Annotated in this window: 16 protein-coding genes; 11 read left to right on the top strand and 5 right to left on the bottom strand. The window is 39.9% G+C overall.

Features of this window, described 5'->3' with window-relative positions:
* On the bottom strand, positions 1 to 609 hold the full coding sequence (locus tag BSEPE_RS00155; RefSeq protein ID WP_157059349.1) for a hypothetical protein: 609 nt from the start codon (positions 607 to 609) through the stop codon (positions 1 to 3).
* Between the two features lie 76 nt (positions 610 to 685).
* Between BSEPE_RS00155 and BSEPE_RS00150 the strand changes: the two genes are divergently transcribed.
* The 9 genes from BSEPE_RS00150 to BSEPE_RS00110 all read left to right on the top strand — a co-directional run bounded on the left by BSEPE_RS00150 (position 686) and on the right by BSEPE_RS00110 (position 8,688).
* Positions 686 to 1,561, top strand: a complete 876-nt coding sequence (locus BSEPE_RS00150) for a phosphoribosylaminoimidazolesuccinocarboxamide synthase (RefSeq protein ID WP_066042296.1) — start codon at positions 686 to 688, stop codon at positions 1,559 to 1,561.
* Between the two features lie 100 nt (positions 1,562 to 1,661).
* Positions 1,662 to 2,471 (top strand): DUF2797 domain-containing protein, encoded by an 810-nt coding sequence (locus tag BSEPE_RS00145; RefSeq protein ID WP_066042293.1) that lies wholly within the window; start codon positions 1,662 to 1,664, stop codon positions 2,469 to 2,471.
* 1 nt (position 2,472) lies between these two features.
* Positions 2,473 to 2,805, top strand: coding sequence for an FKBP-type peptidyl-prolyl cis-trans isomerase (locus BSEPE_RS00140; RefSeq protein ID WP_066042291.1), 333 nt, complete (start codon positions 2,473 to 2,475; stop codon positions 2,803 to 2,805).
* On the top strand, positions 2,802 to 3,989 hold the full coding sequence (gene alaC / locus BSEPE_RS00135) for an alanine transaminase (protein ID WP_066042288.1): 1,188 nt from the start codon (positions 2,802 to 2,804) through the stop codon (positions 3,987 to 3,989). Before BSEPE_RS00140 ends, alaC begins: the two co-directional genes overlap by 4 nt.
* Positions 3,986 to 4,822, top strand: a complete 837-nt coding sequence (locus tag BSEPE_RS00130) for an ATPase (protein WP_066042286.1) — start codon at positions 3,986 to 3,988, stop codon at positions 4,820 to 4,822. Before alaC ends, BSEPE_RS00130 begins: the two co-directional genes overlap by 4 nt.
* The gene (gene metA / locus BSEPE_RS00125) at positions 4,822 to 5,877 is read left to right on the top strand and encodes a homoserine O-succinyltransferase MetA (protein ID WP_066042283.1); all 1,056 of its coding nucleotides are present in this window, start codon (positions 4,822 to 4,824) and stop codon (positions 5,875 to 5,877) included. Before BSEPE_RS00130 ends, metA begins: the two co-directional genes overlap by 1 nt.
* A complete protein-coding gene (mutY, locus tag BSEPE_RS00120) occupies positions 5,877 to 6,902 on the top strand; it encodes an A/G-specific adenine glycosylase (protein WP_066042280.1) in 1,026 nt (341 codons plus the stop codon). Before metA ends, mutY begins: the two co-directional genes overlap by 1 nt.
* Positions 6,903 to 6,911: 9 nt before the next feature.
* Positions 6,912 to 7,826 (top strand): bifunctional riboflavin kinase/FAD synthetase, encoded by a 915-nt coding sequence (gene ribF, locus BSEPE_RS00115; protein ID WP_066042277.1) that lies wholly within the window; start codon positions 6,912 to 6,914, stop codon positions 7,824 to 7,826.
* A 22-nt stretch (positions 7,827 to 7,848) separates the two neighbouring features.
* Positions 7,849 to 8,688 carry a hypothetical protein gene (locus BSEPE_RS00110; protein WP_157059348.1) on the top strand — a complete coding sequence of 280 codons (840 nt, stop codon included), beginning with the start codon at positions 7,849 to 7,851 and terminating at the stop codon, positions 8,686 to 8,688.
* 22 nt (positions 8,689 to 8,710) lie between these two features.
* Here BSEPE_RS00110 and pyrC read toward each other — a convergent pair whose 3' ends face one another.
* The 4 genes from pyrC to secA form a co-directional block, all read right to left on the bottom strand.
* Complete coding sequence (pyrC, locus tag BSEPE_RS00105) at positions 8,711 to 9,745, bottom strand: dihydroorotase (protein ID WP_066042271.1); 1,035 nt, start codon at positions 9,743 to 9,745, stop codon at positions 8,711 to 8,713.
* Between the two features lie 138 nt (positions 9,746 to 9,883).
* Positions 9,884 to 11,524, bottom strand: coding sequence for an RNA-binding domain-containing protein (locus BSEPE_RS00100; protein ID WP_066042268.1), 1,641 nt, complete (start codon positions 11,522 to 11,524; stop codon positions 9,884 to 9,886).
* Positions 11,521 to 12,597, bottom strand: coding sequence for an anhydro-N-acetylmuramic acid kinase (locus BSEPE_RS00095; RefSeq protein WP_066042265.1), 1,077 nt, complete (start codon positions 12,595 to 12,597; stop codon positions 11,521 to 11,523). Before BSEPE_RS00095 ends, BSEPE_RS00100 begins: the two co-directional genes overlap by 4 nt.
* On the bottom strand, positions 12,590 to 15,262 hold the full coding sequence (gene secA, locus BSEPE_RS00090; RefSeq protein WP_066042263.1) for a preprotein translocase subunit SecA: 2,673 nt from the start codon (positions 15,260 to 15,262) through the stop codon (positions 12,590 to 12,592). Before secA ends, BSEPE_RS00095 begins: the two co-directional genes overlap by 8 nt.
* Before the next feature lie 115 nt (positions 15,263 to 15,377).
* Between secA and BSEPE_RS00085 the strand changes: the two genes are divergently transcribed.
* Both BSEPE_RS00085 and petA read left to right on the top strand, forming a co-directional pair.
* Positions 15,378 to 15,680 carry a hypothetical protein gene (locus tag BSEPE_RS00085; RefSeq protein ID WP_066042260.1) on the top strand — a complete coding sequence of 101 codons (303 nt, stop codon included), beginning with the start codon at positions 15,378 to 15,380 and terminating at the stop codon, positions 15,678 to 15,680.
* Between the two features lie 87 nt (positions 15,681 to 15,767).
* Positions 15,768 to 16,403, top strand: coding sequence for a ubiquinol-cytochrome c reductase iron-sulfur subunit (gene petA, locus BSEPE_RS00080; protein ID WP_066042257.1), 636 nt, complete (start codon positions 15,768 to 15,770; stop codon positions 16,401 to 16,403).
* The last annotated feature ends 2 nt before the right edge of the window (positions 16,404 to 16,405 follow it).

The following is a 16,405-nucleotide window of genomic DNA, read 5'->3' as shown; positions in this document are numbered from 1 at the left end:
TTACTGATTGGCAAACCATTGACGCCAGTTTTCCACTCGCAAACTGCCCTTTCTATTGTTAATATATTGCGCTTGATAACGCTTTGCCCCCGGCACCTGATTAAGTATCGCAAAAGTAATCAACTCATCAATTTGCCGATTATCTTTGAGCACTGACACCAAAGCTTCATTCCTAATCACCGCTGCTACAAAAGCAGATTGTGGATTAGCGTGTGCTTTCACCGATTGTTCAAGTAAATTAAGCGCCATTAATTCATCTTTTATGAAGCCACTTTCACCGTCAAGCAAATACAACGCCACATCATAAATCGCTGGATCATAACCTTTTTTAAGCAGCTTTTCCAATATTTTATTCGCCATCACAGGTTGCGGCGAATAGCCCATCAGCGGATTACCCATGCGCGTTTGTCTGGATGATTCATACGCTGCATCCAAATCATTAAACTTAAACATTCCTTTTAACAGTAACTGCTGACCGCTCAACACCACACTCTTTGAGGCAATTTCATTACCCGTTTTAATCAGTCGCAACGCCTGTTCACTCAACGGCGAAGCCATCACAGATTGCATCAACAGAAGAAAACCGAATGTTATTATCATATTACTCATTACGGTGAATTTTACCACAGGCAATAAAAACAGAATTTAGGTTAAAATAACCTTTAAATTACCATTAAGAAAATTTATGAAAACACTTTTTGAAACTTCACTTAGTCTGCCTCTGATTCAAAAAGGCAAAGTCCGAGATATCTACGATATTGATGAAACCCGCATGCTCATCGTTACCACCGACCGCCTCAGCGCCTTTGATGTGGTGTTTGATGACCCGATTTCTGGCAAAGGACAAGTGCTGACCGAAGTAGCAGATTTTTGGTTTGCAAAAACTCAAAAAATTATCCCCAATCATTTAACCAACGAGCCTTTGGATGGTGTTTTAAACGCCGAAGAAATCACGCAGGTCGGCAATCGCGCCATCATCGTTAAAAAACTCAAACCCCTACCCATTGAAGCCATCGTCCGCGGCTATCTCATCGGTTCAGGTTGGAAAGACTACCAAGCATCAGGCAAAGTCTGTGGGCTCAAATTACCCGTTGGCTTACAACTCGCACAAAAACTCCCCGAAGCCCTCTACACCCCCTCCAACAAAGCCGCAGTCGGCGAACATGACGAAAATATCGACTTCAGTCAAACCGTGAAAATTGTCGGCGCAGACCTTGCTCAACAAATCAAGCAAGTCAGCCTTGCGCTTTACAATTTCGCCAGCGACTACGCTCTAGCAAAAGGCATCATCATCGCTGACACAAAATTTGAGTTTGGCTTAGATGAGCATAATAAATTAACCCTAATGGACGAAGTCCTAACCCCAGATTCATCACGCTTTTGGTCAAAATCTGATTACCAAATCGGCAGCAGTCCAAAAAGTTTTGACAAACAAATCATCCGTGATTATTTAGAAACCCTAGACTGGAACAAACGCCCACCCGCCCCGACCTTACCTGTGGATATTTTGCAGAAAACTGCAGATAAATATTGGGAAGTGGCGAATATCTTAAAAGGTTAGAGTCCATTATGAGCGAACGGCAAAATATCAGTTTACATATTTAAAATATAAAAGACAACGAGTTAGAAGAAAATTCAATTGTCAGAGTAGGAAAATAAAAATGCAACACAGTGGACAAATTCAAAAAATGCAAGTCTCTCTTGACGAGGGTAAAGCGATTTATCAATTGCCAATTGGCAATGATTTGGTGGCAATGAATGCGTTAATTGGGCAGGAAATTTCATTGCATTTTGACGGGGAAATTCATTGTTCAAATTGTGGGTCAAGGACTAAAAAAAGTTATTCACAGGGATTTTGCTTTCCGTGTTGTCGAGATTTGGCACGCTGTGATTTGTGCATTGTAAAACCTGAAACTTGCCACCATCATTTAGGTACTTGTCGTGAGCCAATATGGGGGCTGGATAATTGTTTTGCGCCGCATATTGTTTATTTGGCAAATTCTTCGGGGGTGAAAGTTGGGATTACACGCCAATCCAACATGCCCAGTCGTTGGATTGACCAAGGGGCTGTGCAAGCGTTACCGATTGTTCAGGTGGATACGCGGTTGAAATCAGGACAAATTGAGGCGGCGCTGAAGGATTATGTGGCAGATAAAACCAATTGGCGAAAAATGTTAAAAAATGAGGTGGAAATCACCGATTTAGTCGCTAAACGAGATGAACTGTTAGGGAAAATTCCTAATTTGATTGCAGAATTGGAAGCAAAAGTGTTGCAAAGTGAGGTTTTGACGATTGATTACCCTGTGGTAAAATATCCAGAAAAAATCAATTCGTTAAATTTTGATAAAACGCCTGAAATTACAGGCATTTTGCAGGGAATTAAAGGGCAATATTTATTGTTAGACACGGGTGTTTTGAATATTCGTAAGTTTGGGTCGTATCATATTACGATGAATTATATAGGGGAATAAAATGGCAGATTTGCAGATTGAAAAACTGGAAGAGAGCAAAGGCAAGGCGTGTAAATCGGGGGATTTTGTGTCGATGCACTATACGGGATGGCTGACGAATGGCAAAAAATTCGACTCTAGCGTTGATAGAAATCAACCTTTTGATTTTAAGCTTGGCGTCGGGCAAGTAATCCCTGGTTGGGATCAAGGCGTTGAAGGTATGAAAGTCGGCGAGAAGCGTAAATTAACAATTCCATCAAAACTGGCTTATGGTGAAATGGGTGCGGGCAATCTGATTCCACCAAATGCGACCCTTATTTTTGAAATAGAATTATTAAATATTAAGAAAAAATGAATGACGATTTTCCACGAATAAAGAGACTGCCGGCGTATGTATTCGCCATTACCAATGAACTAAAGGCCGAAGCACGGGCGCGTGGCGAGGACATTATTGACTTTGGAATGGGCAACCCTGACCAGCCTACGCCTGACCATATTGTGGAAAAATTAGTCGAAGCGGCCAGGCGTAAAGACACGCATCGGTATTCCACTTCTCGCGGCATTCCGCGATTGCGTAAGGCAATTACCAATTGGTATAAAAACCGTTTTGATGTTGACCTTGACCCCAAAACTGAGGCTATTGTAACGATTGGCTCGAAAGAGGGGCTGGCAAATCTTGCACAGGCAGTGGTGGGCAATGGTGATACAGTTTTGGTGCCAAACCCTGCTTATCCGATTCATCCGTATGGATTTGTGATTGCGGGTGCGGATATTCAGCATGTGCCTTGTGGTCCAGATGATGATTTTTTTGCAGAATTGGAACGCTCGATTAAGAATACTTTTCCAAAGCCAAAGATGTTAGTATTAAACTATCCATCAAACCCAACCACTGAGTGCGTGGAATTGGAGTTTTTTGAGCGAGTAATTAAGGTCGCCAAAGAACATAAAATCTGGGTAGTGCAAGATTTAGCTTATGCAGATATCGTTTTTGATGGTTATGTGGCGCCGAGTATTTTGCAGGTAGAGGGCGCTAAAGAGGTTGCAGTAGAGTTTTTCTCGCTGTCAAAAAGTTACAATATGCCAGGTTGGCGCGTGGGCTTTATGGTCGGTAATCCGATTTTGGTTGAGGCGCTGGCGAAAATTAAATCTTATTTGGATTACGGGATGTTTACGCCAATTCAAGTAGCGGCGATTGAGGCATTGGAAGGCGACCAGACCTGTGTGAGAGAAATTTCAAATATGTATCAAGATAGGCGTGATGTTTTATGCGAAGGGCTGAATGCCATCGGCTGGAAAGTAACACCGCCAAAGGCAACGATGTTTGTGTGGGCGAAAATTCCCGAATTTTATCAGTCAATGGGCTCGTTAGAATTCACTAAGAAATTATTAGATGTGGCAAAAGTAGGGGTTTCTCCAGGTATTGGTTTTGGTGAATATGGCGATAAATTTGTGCGTTTTGGGTTGATTGAAAATGAACATCGAACGCGCCAAGCGATACGCGGTATTCGTGAAATGTTTAAAGCAGATGGACTGTCGTGAAGCCGTCTAATAACGATTTTATAAACTCAAAAAATAAACGCTTAACGCTATTAGGTATGTCAGGCGTGGGCAAAACCCACTTATCAAAATTACTTTCTACAGATGATAAATGGTATCACTATTCGGGTGATTATCGCATTGGCGCCAAATATTTGAGCCGTGAGATTTTGGACAATATTAAGCAAAGAATTCGACGAGACGAATATTTGGCGGAACTGCTGGACAACAATTCTATTGCGATTGAAAACAAGGTAACTTTTGATAATTTATCATCAATATCTAACTTTCTAGGCAAGGTTGGCAACCCCAACCAAGGGGGTTTGCCAATTGATGAATTTACCAAGCGACAAGCGTTATTTCATAAAGCAGAAATTAATGCGATGCTGGATGTACCTAAATTTATCGGTAAATCTCAAAGACAGGGTTTTACGCATTTTATTAATGATGCGGGCGGCAGTTTGTGTGAACTAGATGACGATAGCGTTTATCAAACATTGGCAGAGAGTACACTAATTCTGTATATTAAGGCCAGTAAAAAAAACCAATCTGCTCTAATTGAACGCACAAAAACACATCCAAAACCTTTGTATTATCAAAATGATTTTTTGCAAACGCAATTAAATATTTATTTACAAGAACATCAATTTACTTATGTCGCACAAATTGACCCTGATGCTTTTGTGGGTTGGATTTTCCCCCATTTATTGGCGCACCGTGTGCCAAAATATGAATCCATTGCTAAGCAATATGGCTGCACGATTGAGAGCGAAGATTTATACCAATGCACCAATGCCGATGAAGTGTTTGCGTTAATTAACGAGGCACTTAACTGATGCCGCTCATTGCTCACTCTGACCTGCCCTCATTTAAGCGTCTTCAGAAAGAAGGTGAAACTGTTTTGTCAAAACACCGTGCCGATCATCAAGTTATTAGGGAATTACATATAGGGTTGTTAAATATGATGCCCGATGCAGCACTTGAGGCAACTGAACGGCAGTTTTTCCGTTTGATTGGGCGTTCTAATCAGATTGCACAATTTTATCTGCATCCTTTTACCTTGTCTTCAATTAAACGGGGCAAAAAAGCACGCTCGCATATTGAACAGCATTACCTTGATTTTAATGAAATTAAAGCGCAGGGTTTAGATGCGTTAATTATCACAGGTGCACATGTGGAAGAGGCAGACCTTGAAAAAGCGCCCTTTTATGAACAGCTCAAAGAAGTACTAACATGGGCATATGACAATGTAACCTCCACACTCTGTTCGTGCCTGGCAACTCACGCCGTACTAGAATTTCGCTACGGACAAAAACGCCAAGCAATGGGGGAGAAATGTTGGGGCGTTTTTCCACACCAAGTGCGAAACAAAACGCACCCACTGGTCAATGGTGTAAATACACAATTCGATGTGCCGCACTCTCGTTATAACGAAATTTCCAAAGTTCAATTTGAGCAAGCAGGTGTGCAAATATTGGTTGACAGCAAAATTGGTGCACATTTATGCGTTAGTGAGGATTTGTTACGCATCGTATTTTTTCAGGGACACCCAGAATATGATACCGTCAGCCTATTGAAAGAATATAAACGAGAAGTGATTGCATATTTAGAAAAAAAATTCGTGAATTACCCACCGTTTCCCGATAATTATCTGTGTGCGCAAAGCAAAGCTATTCTTGATGAGTTTCAAGTCAAACTATTGGCCGGCAACCTTGAAATCAAAGACTTCCCAGAAACATTAATCCGCCAAACTTTGGGCAATACTTGGCGTGATGCTTCCAGGCAAGTTATCAATAATTGGATTGGTTGCGTCTATCAAGTCACCCACGAAGAAATCGGCAAGCCGTTTATGGATAGCGTTGATCCGAATGACCCACTTGGGCTAAAATAGTGCACCTCATTGCCAAGCCGCTACTAAAGTGGTTTGACCAGTTCGGTCGTCACTCTCTGCCGTGGCAAGCATCAAAAAATAGCCCAATTAACCCTTACTTCGTTTGGCTGAGCGAGATTATGTTGCAACAAACTCAGGTAACGACAGTGATTGGATATTTCAATAATTTTATTCGGCATTTTCCTGATTTAACCGCACTTGCCAATGCTGATGAAGATGCCGTTTTGGCACAATGGGCAGGTTTGGGTTATTATGCAAGGGCGAGGAATTTGCGTAAATGCGCTAAAATTGTTGTCACGCAATATCAGGGTGAATTTCCAAAAGAAATCAAGGCAATGATTGCCCTACCTGGCATTGGTGAGTCAACAGCGGGGGCAATTTTATCTATCAGTTTCGGGCAAAATCACGCCATTTTAGACGGTAATGTTAAGCGTGTGTTGGCGCGCTATCATCAAGTTAAAGGACATTACGGACAAAGCACAACGCTAAAAGACTTATGGCATTTGGCGCGCCAATACACGCCTGACACCCGTAACGCCGACTACACACAGGCAATTATGGATTTGGGCGCAACTTTGTGTACGCGGAGCAAACCTGATTGTGCTAACTGCCCACTCGCTGCACATTGTCAGGCGAAAAAGCACGGCACACAAAGTGAATATCCAAACCTAAAACCTAAAAAAATCAAACCAATGCGTGAGACAGCGATGTTGATTTATCGCAATAAATCGGGTGGCGTGTATTTAGAAAAACGACCTGAAAAAGGTATTTGGGGCGGGCTATGGAGCCTTGTAGAATGTGAAAATGATGCTAAAATCATTGCTAAAATGATTGCAGAATTTGACACAAGCGCCCACATACAACAGAAACTGCCGATGATAAAACACAGTTTTACCCATTTCCACTTGATGATTAGCCCGATTATCGTCGCCTGTACCAACACAAGTAAATCTTTTCAGTCCATTGCCGAATTAAAAGTCGGCTTACCCGCACCTGTGAAGAAAATTTTAGCCCAATTAGGTTAAAATGCTCTTATGAATTTAATCCGTGGACTGCATAATTTAAAAAAACAGCAGGGCTCTGTTGTTACTATTGGCAACTTCGACGGCGTGCATATTGGACACCAAAAAATCATCGCTCGCTTGACTGAAAAGGCAAAAGAAATGGGGATTCCATCAGTTTTAATCTCTTTTATGCCCACGCCACAGAGTTTTTTTGGTCGCGAGCAGGCATCATTGAGTAGTTTTAAAGAAAAACATCGTTTATTATCTGGATTGAATTTAGATATACATTTGATTATCCATTTTAATAAAGATTTTTCTCAATTAGAAGCACGAGATTTTGTGCAAAATATTTTACTGAACAAGTTAAGAATGAAACATTGTTTAATTGGCGATGATTTTCGTTTTGGCAAAGAGCGAAAGGGTGGTTTTGAACTATTGCAAAACTTATCAAAAGACAAAGGCTTTACTGTGGAAAAAACACCCAGTATTCTATGTAATAATCACCGTGTTAGTAGTTCAGCAATTCGCACATTTTTAGAGAATGGCAACATACAATCAGCATCACAAATGCTAGGGCGTGAGTTTTCTATCACTGGAAAAATTGTTCACGGATTGAAAAACGGTCGCGCTATTGATTTCCCAACTATCAACATCCCCATTAAACGCAAGATCAGTCCTGTTCACGGAATATTTGCTGTAACTATTGAATTGGATGGTGCTACTTATCAAGGTGTGTGTAGTGTCGGCAATCGCCCAGTGATTGGTGGCAAAAAGACTCTATTGGAAGTATTTTTATTTGATTTTAACAAGCAAGTTTACGGGCTTAAGGTAAAAATCATCTTTAAACACAAGATTAGAGATGAGAGAAATTTTGATAACTTTATGGCGTTAAAAAAACAAATAGAAATTGATACTCAGGACGCTAAAAGATTTTTTAGTTTCTAAATACTGTATTAAATTAAAAAATATGAAACAAAAGAAAAAACAAGAAACAGAATACTTATATTGGAGCAAGGGAATTTTATTAGGAATACTCGGAAGTATTTTAGGTAGTTTTCTTGTATCAAGTTTTTTTGTCATATATGAAAAATTTGACTGTAGCCTCCAAAGCCTTCCAAAACTTCAAACTGTAGTTTTTATAATTTCAGCTCTCCTTCTGGTCTTTATGTATTTCAATTTCAAAACAAAAATAAACAAGCTCACAGGAGAACACTTAAGAGATTTTCATCAAGAAAAGTTAAATAAAGAGCTGATAGGGGGAAGGCTAAAGTCAGCCTTATCCGTATTAAGAAAAGACCCTAGTTTAAACTTAAACATTTCGAAAGCAATAGATATTATTTTAAGAAAAAAGGAAAATCCTCTAACTTTTTTGGAAGAATATAAAAAAATTAAAGAAATAGATTTGTCTATTTATTCTATAGAAGCGTACAAAGATTTTTTTAACCATATTAAAGAATTTGAAAATTCTGAAGCCATTGGCAGTGTGGCCATAGTAGAGAGGTTTTTCAAGAACGACTACACAAAGCCTATTGATATAGATTTTTGGAGAAATTTTGGCGATAAAATGGTGTCTTTGATGGATTTTTTTGGAAGCGCCAACGGCTATGGTACAACCTCACTATTGTTGTATTGCTTGCTTTCCAATATAACGAAACAACCTATAACAGAGTTTTCTTGTGGGGGGGACTACACTGCTCAAATAGAAGGACTGAATCTTTTAATTCAACTTTTAAAAGAAAACCCTCATATTAAAGCTGACATAAAAGAAACACTCGAAAAAGTTAAACACTTAAATAAGATAAGTTAAAAAGACCTTTTTTCATATAACTTTAAGCAAGTTTCCAATTTAGCGTTTTTCCTGCCATAAATGGCACAATATCGCCGCTTGTGAAAGGATAGCTTGCTGGCACGACCCAGTCTTGTTTTTTCAAAGTAATGGTGCTTGTGTTGTACGCCAAACCGTAAAAATCTGCACCAAATTTTGAAGCGAAGCCTTCTAATTTATCTATCGTGCCCGCCTGATCGAACGCTTGTGCGTAGAGTTCAACAGCATGTGGTGCAGAAAATACGCCTGCACAACCGCAACTGGATTCTTTGTCGTGCTTGGCGTGCGGTGCAGAATCCGTACCCAAGAAAAACTTAGGGTTGCCACTGGTTGCCGCACCAATCAACGCCACTTGATGCTCGGCTCGTTTCAACACAGGCAAGCAATAAGTATGTGGTTTAATACCACCCACCAACATATCGTTACGATTGTTTAAAAGATGTTGTGGCGTAATTGTAGCCGCAATATTGTCGCTACTCTCACGCACAAAATCCACTGCATTTTTAGTAGTAATATGCTCAAATACAACTTTCAATTCAGGTAAATCATTCACCACTTGATTTAAAACTTCATCAATAAAAACTGCTTCACGGTCGAAAATATCTACTTCACTACGCGTCACTTCACCATGCACCAATAGTGGCATACCCAGTTTTTGCATTGTCTCTAATGCACGATAAATATTTTTAACCTCTGTTACGCCACTATCAGAATTGGTAGTTGCACCCGCAGGATAAAGTTTTGCTGCTACCACGCCCGAACTATGAGCCTGAGTAATTATTTCAGGCGTGGTATTGTCGGTTAAATATAAAACCATTAATGGTTTAAATGCGCTGTCTTTTGGCAAGGCGCTAAGAATTTCTTCTTGATATGCGTTCGCACCCCTTGCATCAGTCACAGGTGGGTTTAGATTGGGCATAATAATCGCTCTGCCCATTTGTTTGGCACTCATGCCAATTACTGATTTTAGTGCTTCACCGCTACGCACATGGAGGTGCCAATCGTCAGGTTTGATCAAAGTTATTTGCTGATTTTTCATTTGTTTTGTTTAAAGTTTGTCTAATTAAATTTTATTTACAACTTGTATATATTCTAAGAACCCCTAGTACAACCGAGTATTAGAAAAAAAATGTCTAAAAAATGTCTAAAAAATGTCTAAAAAATGTCTAAAAGATGTCTAATTTTTAGGTTTAGACATTTTCCATAACTTGCCATGTGGTTCTATCAATTTTTGCTTTTTTAAACTCTGTAGGTTGTTTCGAACTTTGTTTCTTTTTTGTTGTTTGTTTAATGCATCAGGTAACTTATCTAAAAGCATCTCTTCAAAATCTTGTCGTCTGCCACTTTCAAATTTTTTCAAGAAATCAAGTATCATTTTTTGACAGTAATCGTTATCAATACCCTTGAGTTTAATATAAGTGGACTTTCCCCCTGTTGATGCTGCAATAGAGGATGAAATATGAAAGTTAGGCTTGCGCCCCTCAATCAACCCCTTGCGCCTCAACGCCTTAATTTCAGTGCCCAACAAGGGTAAGCGCTTGGCGACCTTATCCAATAAGACAATCTCTTGCAAAGTTAAATCATTTTTTGATTGCGCAAGTCTGCGTGCATAATTCATATCCAGCACTTTACCAATAATTTCTACTTTGACTTGATCGTCGCCTAAGTTATATATTGGCAAGGGGAAGAATTTATCTTTTTGTAAAATAAACATTTTTTTAATACCGCTACCAATGGTGTCAATCATGCCTAAATTAACCATAGCGCTTGCCAAAAATGGATTGCGATAACAGGTCTCAGGTGCATCCACCTCAAGAACTTTTTCTATACTTTCGGGAATAAAGCCACCTGAATTAACAAAAGTCAAAACACCGTCTTCCCTTTCCACTACATTAATTTTCCCGCCAAGCGTGTAATCTTGATGGACAATACAATTATTTAATGCTTCACGAATAATATAAGGGTCAAATTGATTGGTTTCTTCAGGAAATAAAGTCTCTTCTGGTAAATAACGATATTTTAGATTTCTAATTTTTGCATACACATTGTCAATATTCGCCAACAATGGACAGCCAAAGTGTTCATAATCTTTTTCAAGATTGTCCCTGTCTTTTAATATCCAACTGATTTTTGCTACAGCGGGGTTAATAAAATGCTCGGACTCTGGCTTTCCAAGCAACAATATCGCTGTAGTGGTTATTTTTCCATTAATAGTAATTTTGGCTTTGTTTAAAAACTTAGTGTCGTCCCACGAGTTTATCTCCGTTACTAAGTTAGGGTTTTTTATCAAAAACTGTTCTCTTGCTAGAGCAATTGCCTCTGTAGAAAGGTCTTTAATTTCGGCATTATCGACAGTTTTTGCACTCCAGTCAAAAGCAATATTTTGTCGTTTAATTCGCTCTAATTCTTCCATATTAAGCGCACCTAAACTTTCCCCATCTCTGCCATAATAATGCCCCTTCCAAGCGGTTGGCACACCCTTTAATGCAGATGGAATTTGAAACATCAACACTTGTTTGCCCTCAACATCAACTCGGTGAATATTTGTGAAATTAAGCATTGGCGAAGTGTTGCTTTTTATTTCTAATTTATATTTATTTAATGTTTGTTCGGTGATTTGTGTACCAACAATATCATGGTCATCATTAACACCAAAAATCAACCATGCGTAAGATTTATTGCTAAGACTGGCTTCATTGCTCAGCGCAGAAAAATACTTTCCTAATGTATGCTTATCAAAACTTTGTCTGGCTGTTTTAAATTCCAACACTTCTGTTTCTATACTTTCTGTTAACAATCTTTTTAAAACATCTATCATGGCATGTTCTTATTTATCTGATAAATTGCACCTAAAATATGCTTACCCTTAGCGCCAGTAACCGATGGTAAGTTTGATGGTTTACCATCCAGTGTTTGCTTGGCAAAAAAAGCAAAAGCCGCCGCCTCAACATAATCTGCATGCACGCCTAAATTATTGGTTAGCATCACTTTGCTATCAGGATTTTGACTATCCAAGCGCTCGGATAACAACAAGTTATGCACACCACCGCCACATAAATACACTTTTTCACCTGCTGGAATACTGGCAGAAATACTCATGACTGTTAGCTCTATCAGTGTTCTTTGCACATCTTCGGGCAATTCATTGCCACTTAAATGTTGCGCTAGCCACTTTAAATTAAAATACTCTGGACCTGTGCTTTTTGGGTGTGTTTGCTGAAAATAATCATCGGCAAGCATTGCATCTAATAAAGTCTGGTCAACGCTGCCTGTGCGTGCCCAAAGTCCATCATGGTCATAATCTAAATTTTTGTGTTTTTTAATCCAGTTATCTAGCAGGGTGTTTGCAGGCCCAGTGTCAAAGCCAATAACTTCGTTATTTTTAACAATCGTTATATTGGCAATGCCACCTAAATTAAGCACCACACCATCTTTGCCGTTTAATAAGTGCTGATGATAAAACGGCGTAAGGGGAGCACCCTGTCCACCCGCAGCAACATCTTGCATACGAAAATCAGCAACTGTGGTAACGCCTGTTTGCTCGGCAATCAAGGCACCATGTCCGATTTGCATAGAATATACACCGCCTTGATGGAAAATGGTCTGTCCGTGTGAACCAATGGCTTTGATGTCTTTGGCGTTAAGCCCCGATTGTTGTAGCAATGTATTGGATAAATCAGCAAAGCATTTTGCCACTTTGGTATCGATATTCGCCAGATTTTCCAAAGAAGTTTGCGAGCCTTGTGTCAATGTCAGTAAGCTTTGTTTTAAGCTATCGGGATAAGGCGAGTGTGCTTGTGTCAGTATTTTTCTGCCTAAATCATCAATAATAACCCCGTCAACACCATCTAAACTGGTGCCTGACATAAGTCCAATATAGTGGCTAGCCATGGCAGTTTTTGTATTTTTTACCCGAGCCACAAGGACATGGGTTATTGCGACCTATTTTTTCACCGTTACGCTGATAGGTTTGATTTTCATTGGTTGTTGGGTTTGGCGCTTGTGCTGTTGCCACTTCTTCGTGTTCTGCGTGTATCTCCGTATTGTCTTGTTGTTCTACATCGTCAGCATTGGTTTCTGTACTAATATTAACGCTTGAAAGTGCTTTAACAATCTCAATATCAATCGTACCAAGTAACACCTCAAACATCTCAAAAGATTCTTTTTTGTATTCCTGCGTTGGATTTTTCTGTGCATAGCCACGCAAATTGACGCTTTGTCGTAGGTAATCCATTGCTGCCAAATGCTCTTTCCAAAAATGATCCAAGGTTTGCAACATCACGGCTTTTTCAAAGCCACGCATTTGTTCGCTACCCGTAATTTCTTCTTTACGATCGCAAATGTATGCCAACCCTTGCTCAATTCTCGCCTCTAACTCATCAACATCAACACCTTCATCTAACCATTCTTGCAACGGAAAATTTGCAGCGTAATCAGACTCTAGCGCATGATGCAAGCCTTCAACATCCCAATCTTCCTCAGACTGTGCGGCAGAAACATAATTAGCAAATAAATTTTTAACAACGGTTGAACGCATGGCAATAAACCTGTCTTGTACATCATCTGCACGCATTAACTCATCACGCAACCCATAAACAATTTTTCGTTGGTCATTCGATACATCGTCATACTCTAAAAGATTTTTACGGGCATCGTAGTTCATTCCTTCAACTTTCTTTTGTGCGTTTTCAATCGCACGATTAACCATTTTATGCTCAATCGCCTCACCTTTTTCCATGCCCAATCGTTGCATCATTGATGCCATTTTTTCACTGGCAAAAATACGCATTAAATTGTCTTCTAACGACAAATAAAAGCGCGTTGAGCCAACATCGCCTTGACGACCAGAACGGCCACGCAACTGATTGTCCACCCGACGAGATTCATTGCGCTCTGTGCCGATAATATGCAGTCCACCTGCTGCAATAACCGTATCATGAAGCCCCTGCCACTCTTGTTTTTGCTTGTCTGTTGCCGTTTCACCTAACTTGCCGCCGAGCACAATATCTGTGCCTCGTCCTGCCATATTGGTGGCAATGGTTACCGCGCCAGTGCTACCTGCGTTGGCAATAATTTGTGCTTCGCGTTGATGTTGCTTGGCGTTCAAAACTTCGTGCTTGATTTTTCTATTTGTTAATAATGCTGAAATTGCCTCGGAATTTTCAATACTGCTGGTGCCAACCAAGACAGGTTGTCCTGTTTCTTGGCAAGCCTCTACATTTTTGGCAATTGCTTCTAGTTTTTCCGCCAAAGTTAGATAAATTTGGTCGGACATATCGTTTCGTGCAGAAGGCTTATTTGGTGGAATCACCACGGTTTCTAAATTATAAATCGCTTGAAATTCAACCGCTTCAGTATCTGCTGTACCTGTCATACCCGAGAGTTTGTTATAAAGTCTGAAATAGTTTTGAAAAGTAATGGATGCCAGTGTTTGATTTTCTTTCTTAACACTTACCCCTTCTTTGGCTTCAATCGCCTGATGCAGACCTTCAGACCAACGCCGTCCAGGCATAGTTCTGCCGGTAAACTCATCAACAATCACTACTTCATCATTATCAACAATATATTGATCGTCCTTATGAAACAAAACATGTGCACGAAGGGCTGAGTTAATATGCTGCATCAGCAGAATATTACTGGCATCATATAGGCTTGCACCCTCGGTCAAAACACCCGCACTAATCAATAAATCTTCTGCTTTATTATGTCCATCGTCGGTTAAAAATACTTGCTTGTTTTTTTCATCAACCGTATAATCGCCTTTTGTTTCAACAACCACTTCTTTGCCTTCGCCACTTTCAACTTGCTTGGTAAAATTTGGAATCATTTGATTAATCGCATGATAAACCTCGGCATAGTCATCCGCTGGACCGGAAATAATGAGCGGCGTTCTGGCTTCGTCAATTAAGATAGAATCTACCTCATCAATAACGGCAAAATTCAACGCTCGCTGTGTCTTTTGCTCAGCCGTGAATGCCATATTGTCTCTTAAATAATCAAATCCTAGCTCATTATTCGTCGCATAAACGATATCACAATCGTAGGCCTCTTTCTTATTTTCTGGTGGCATATTTGAAGTAACAATACCAACACTCAAACCTAAAAATTCAAACACTTTTCCCATCCACTGGGCATCACGAACTGCCAAATAATCATTCACCGTTACCACATGAACCCCTTTGCCGCTCAATGCATTTAGATAAGTGGGTAGTGTTGCCACTAAAGTTTTTCCTTCGCCCGTTCCCATCTCTGCAATATTACCTTCGTGCAGCACCATGCCACCAATCATTTGCACATCATGATGCCTAAGCCCTAAAACCCTAATGCTGACCTCACGCACCACGGCAAAAGCCTCTGGCAATAAAGAATCTAAGGTCGCTTGGTTTTCAAGTTTTTGCTTAAATTCATTGGTCTTAGCATTAAGCGCCTTATCGTCTAACGCTTGTAATGCAGGCTCAAATGCAGTGATGCTCTCAACTGTCTTAGCAAGTTTCTTGACCAATCGGTCGTTGCGAGAGCCGACAATTCTAGCGGCTAATTTATTTATAATACTCATTAAGATTGCTTACCTAGTTTACTAATATATAAGATTTAAAAAATGCCTCTATTTTACTCACAGATGTTATGATATATACCGTTTTATACAGTTATTTGTCAATTTTAAGGGTTTTATGTCTAAAAAAATCACGAACTTAGCCAACTTTACGCCAAAAGGGGCGTTAGGACAACTATTTACACAGGCCAGGGCATTAAATGAATTAAACGCACAATTGGCAAATTATTTACCTGACACTTTTAAATCTTTATCCTTATGCGCCATTAATGGCAACACAGCCACCTTTGTGACCAATAATCAGGCGTTGGCTTTTCGTGCGCAAAAACAACCTGCTGTTTTGCTGGATATACTTCAACAAATAGAGTCGCTTACAGAGATTAATAAGATTGTCGTCAAGGTTGACCTAAAAGAAAATTAAAAATTTTTATATTATTTACAACTAATATACATTATAATTATCGGGTTTTTATTTAACAATATTAAAGTAACAAGGAATAATAATCTTATGTCAGAACAAACAATAGACCTTAAGAAAAGACGCTTTTTAACCCAGGCCACAAGTGTGGTAGGGGCAGTAGGCGTTGGTTTCGTGGCAATACCTTTTCTATCAACTTGGAATCCTTCTGCTAGAGCAAAAGCAGCAGGTGCACCCGTTGATATTGATATTAGCAAACTTGAAAACGGGCAGTTAGTGCGTGTGTTATGGCGCAAAAAACCCGTTTGGATTTTTAAACGCGATAAAACCACCCTTGCAAACTTAAGCACACTGACCGATGTTTTAACCGACCCTGATAGTAACGAAACCTCTCAACAACCCGTGTATGCTAAAAATACTTATCGCTCAATTAACCCTGATATTGCAGTTATTGTCGGCGTTTGTACACACTTAGGTTGTTCGCCAACTTACCGCCCAGAATTAGGAGCGGCTGACCTCGGAGGCGACGCCTGGAAAGGGGGGTTTTATTGTCCATGTCATGGCTCAAAATTTGACTTAGCGGGTCGCGTTTACGCAGGTGTTCCTGCACCAACCAATTTGATAATTCCACCTTATCACTTTGTGTCGGACACACTTATTCAAATAGGCGTTAGCCCAGAGGCACATGAAGTAACCCCTATTTTTAAATCTAACAAACTCACTTAGCA

It is taken from the genome of endosymbiont of Bathymodiolus septemdierum str. Myojin knoll (assembly GCF_001547755.1).
Taxonomy (GTDB): Bacteria; Pseudomonadota; Gammaproteobacteria; order PS1; family Pseudothioglobaceae; genus Thiodubiliella.
This window is presented reverse-complemented; position numbering and strand designations above follow the sequence as displayed.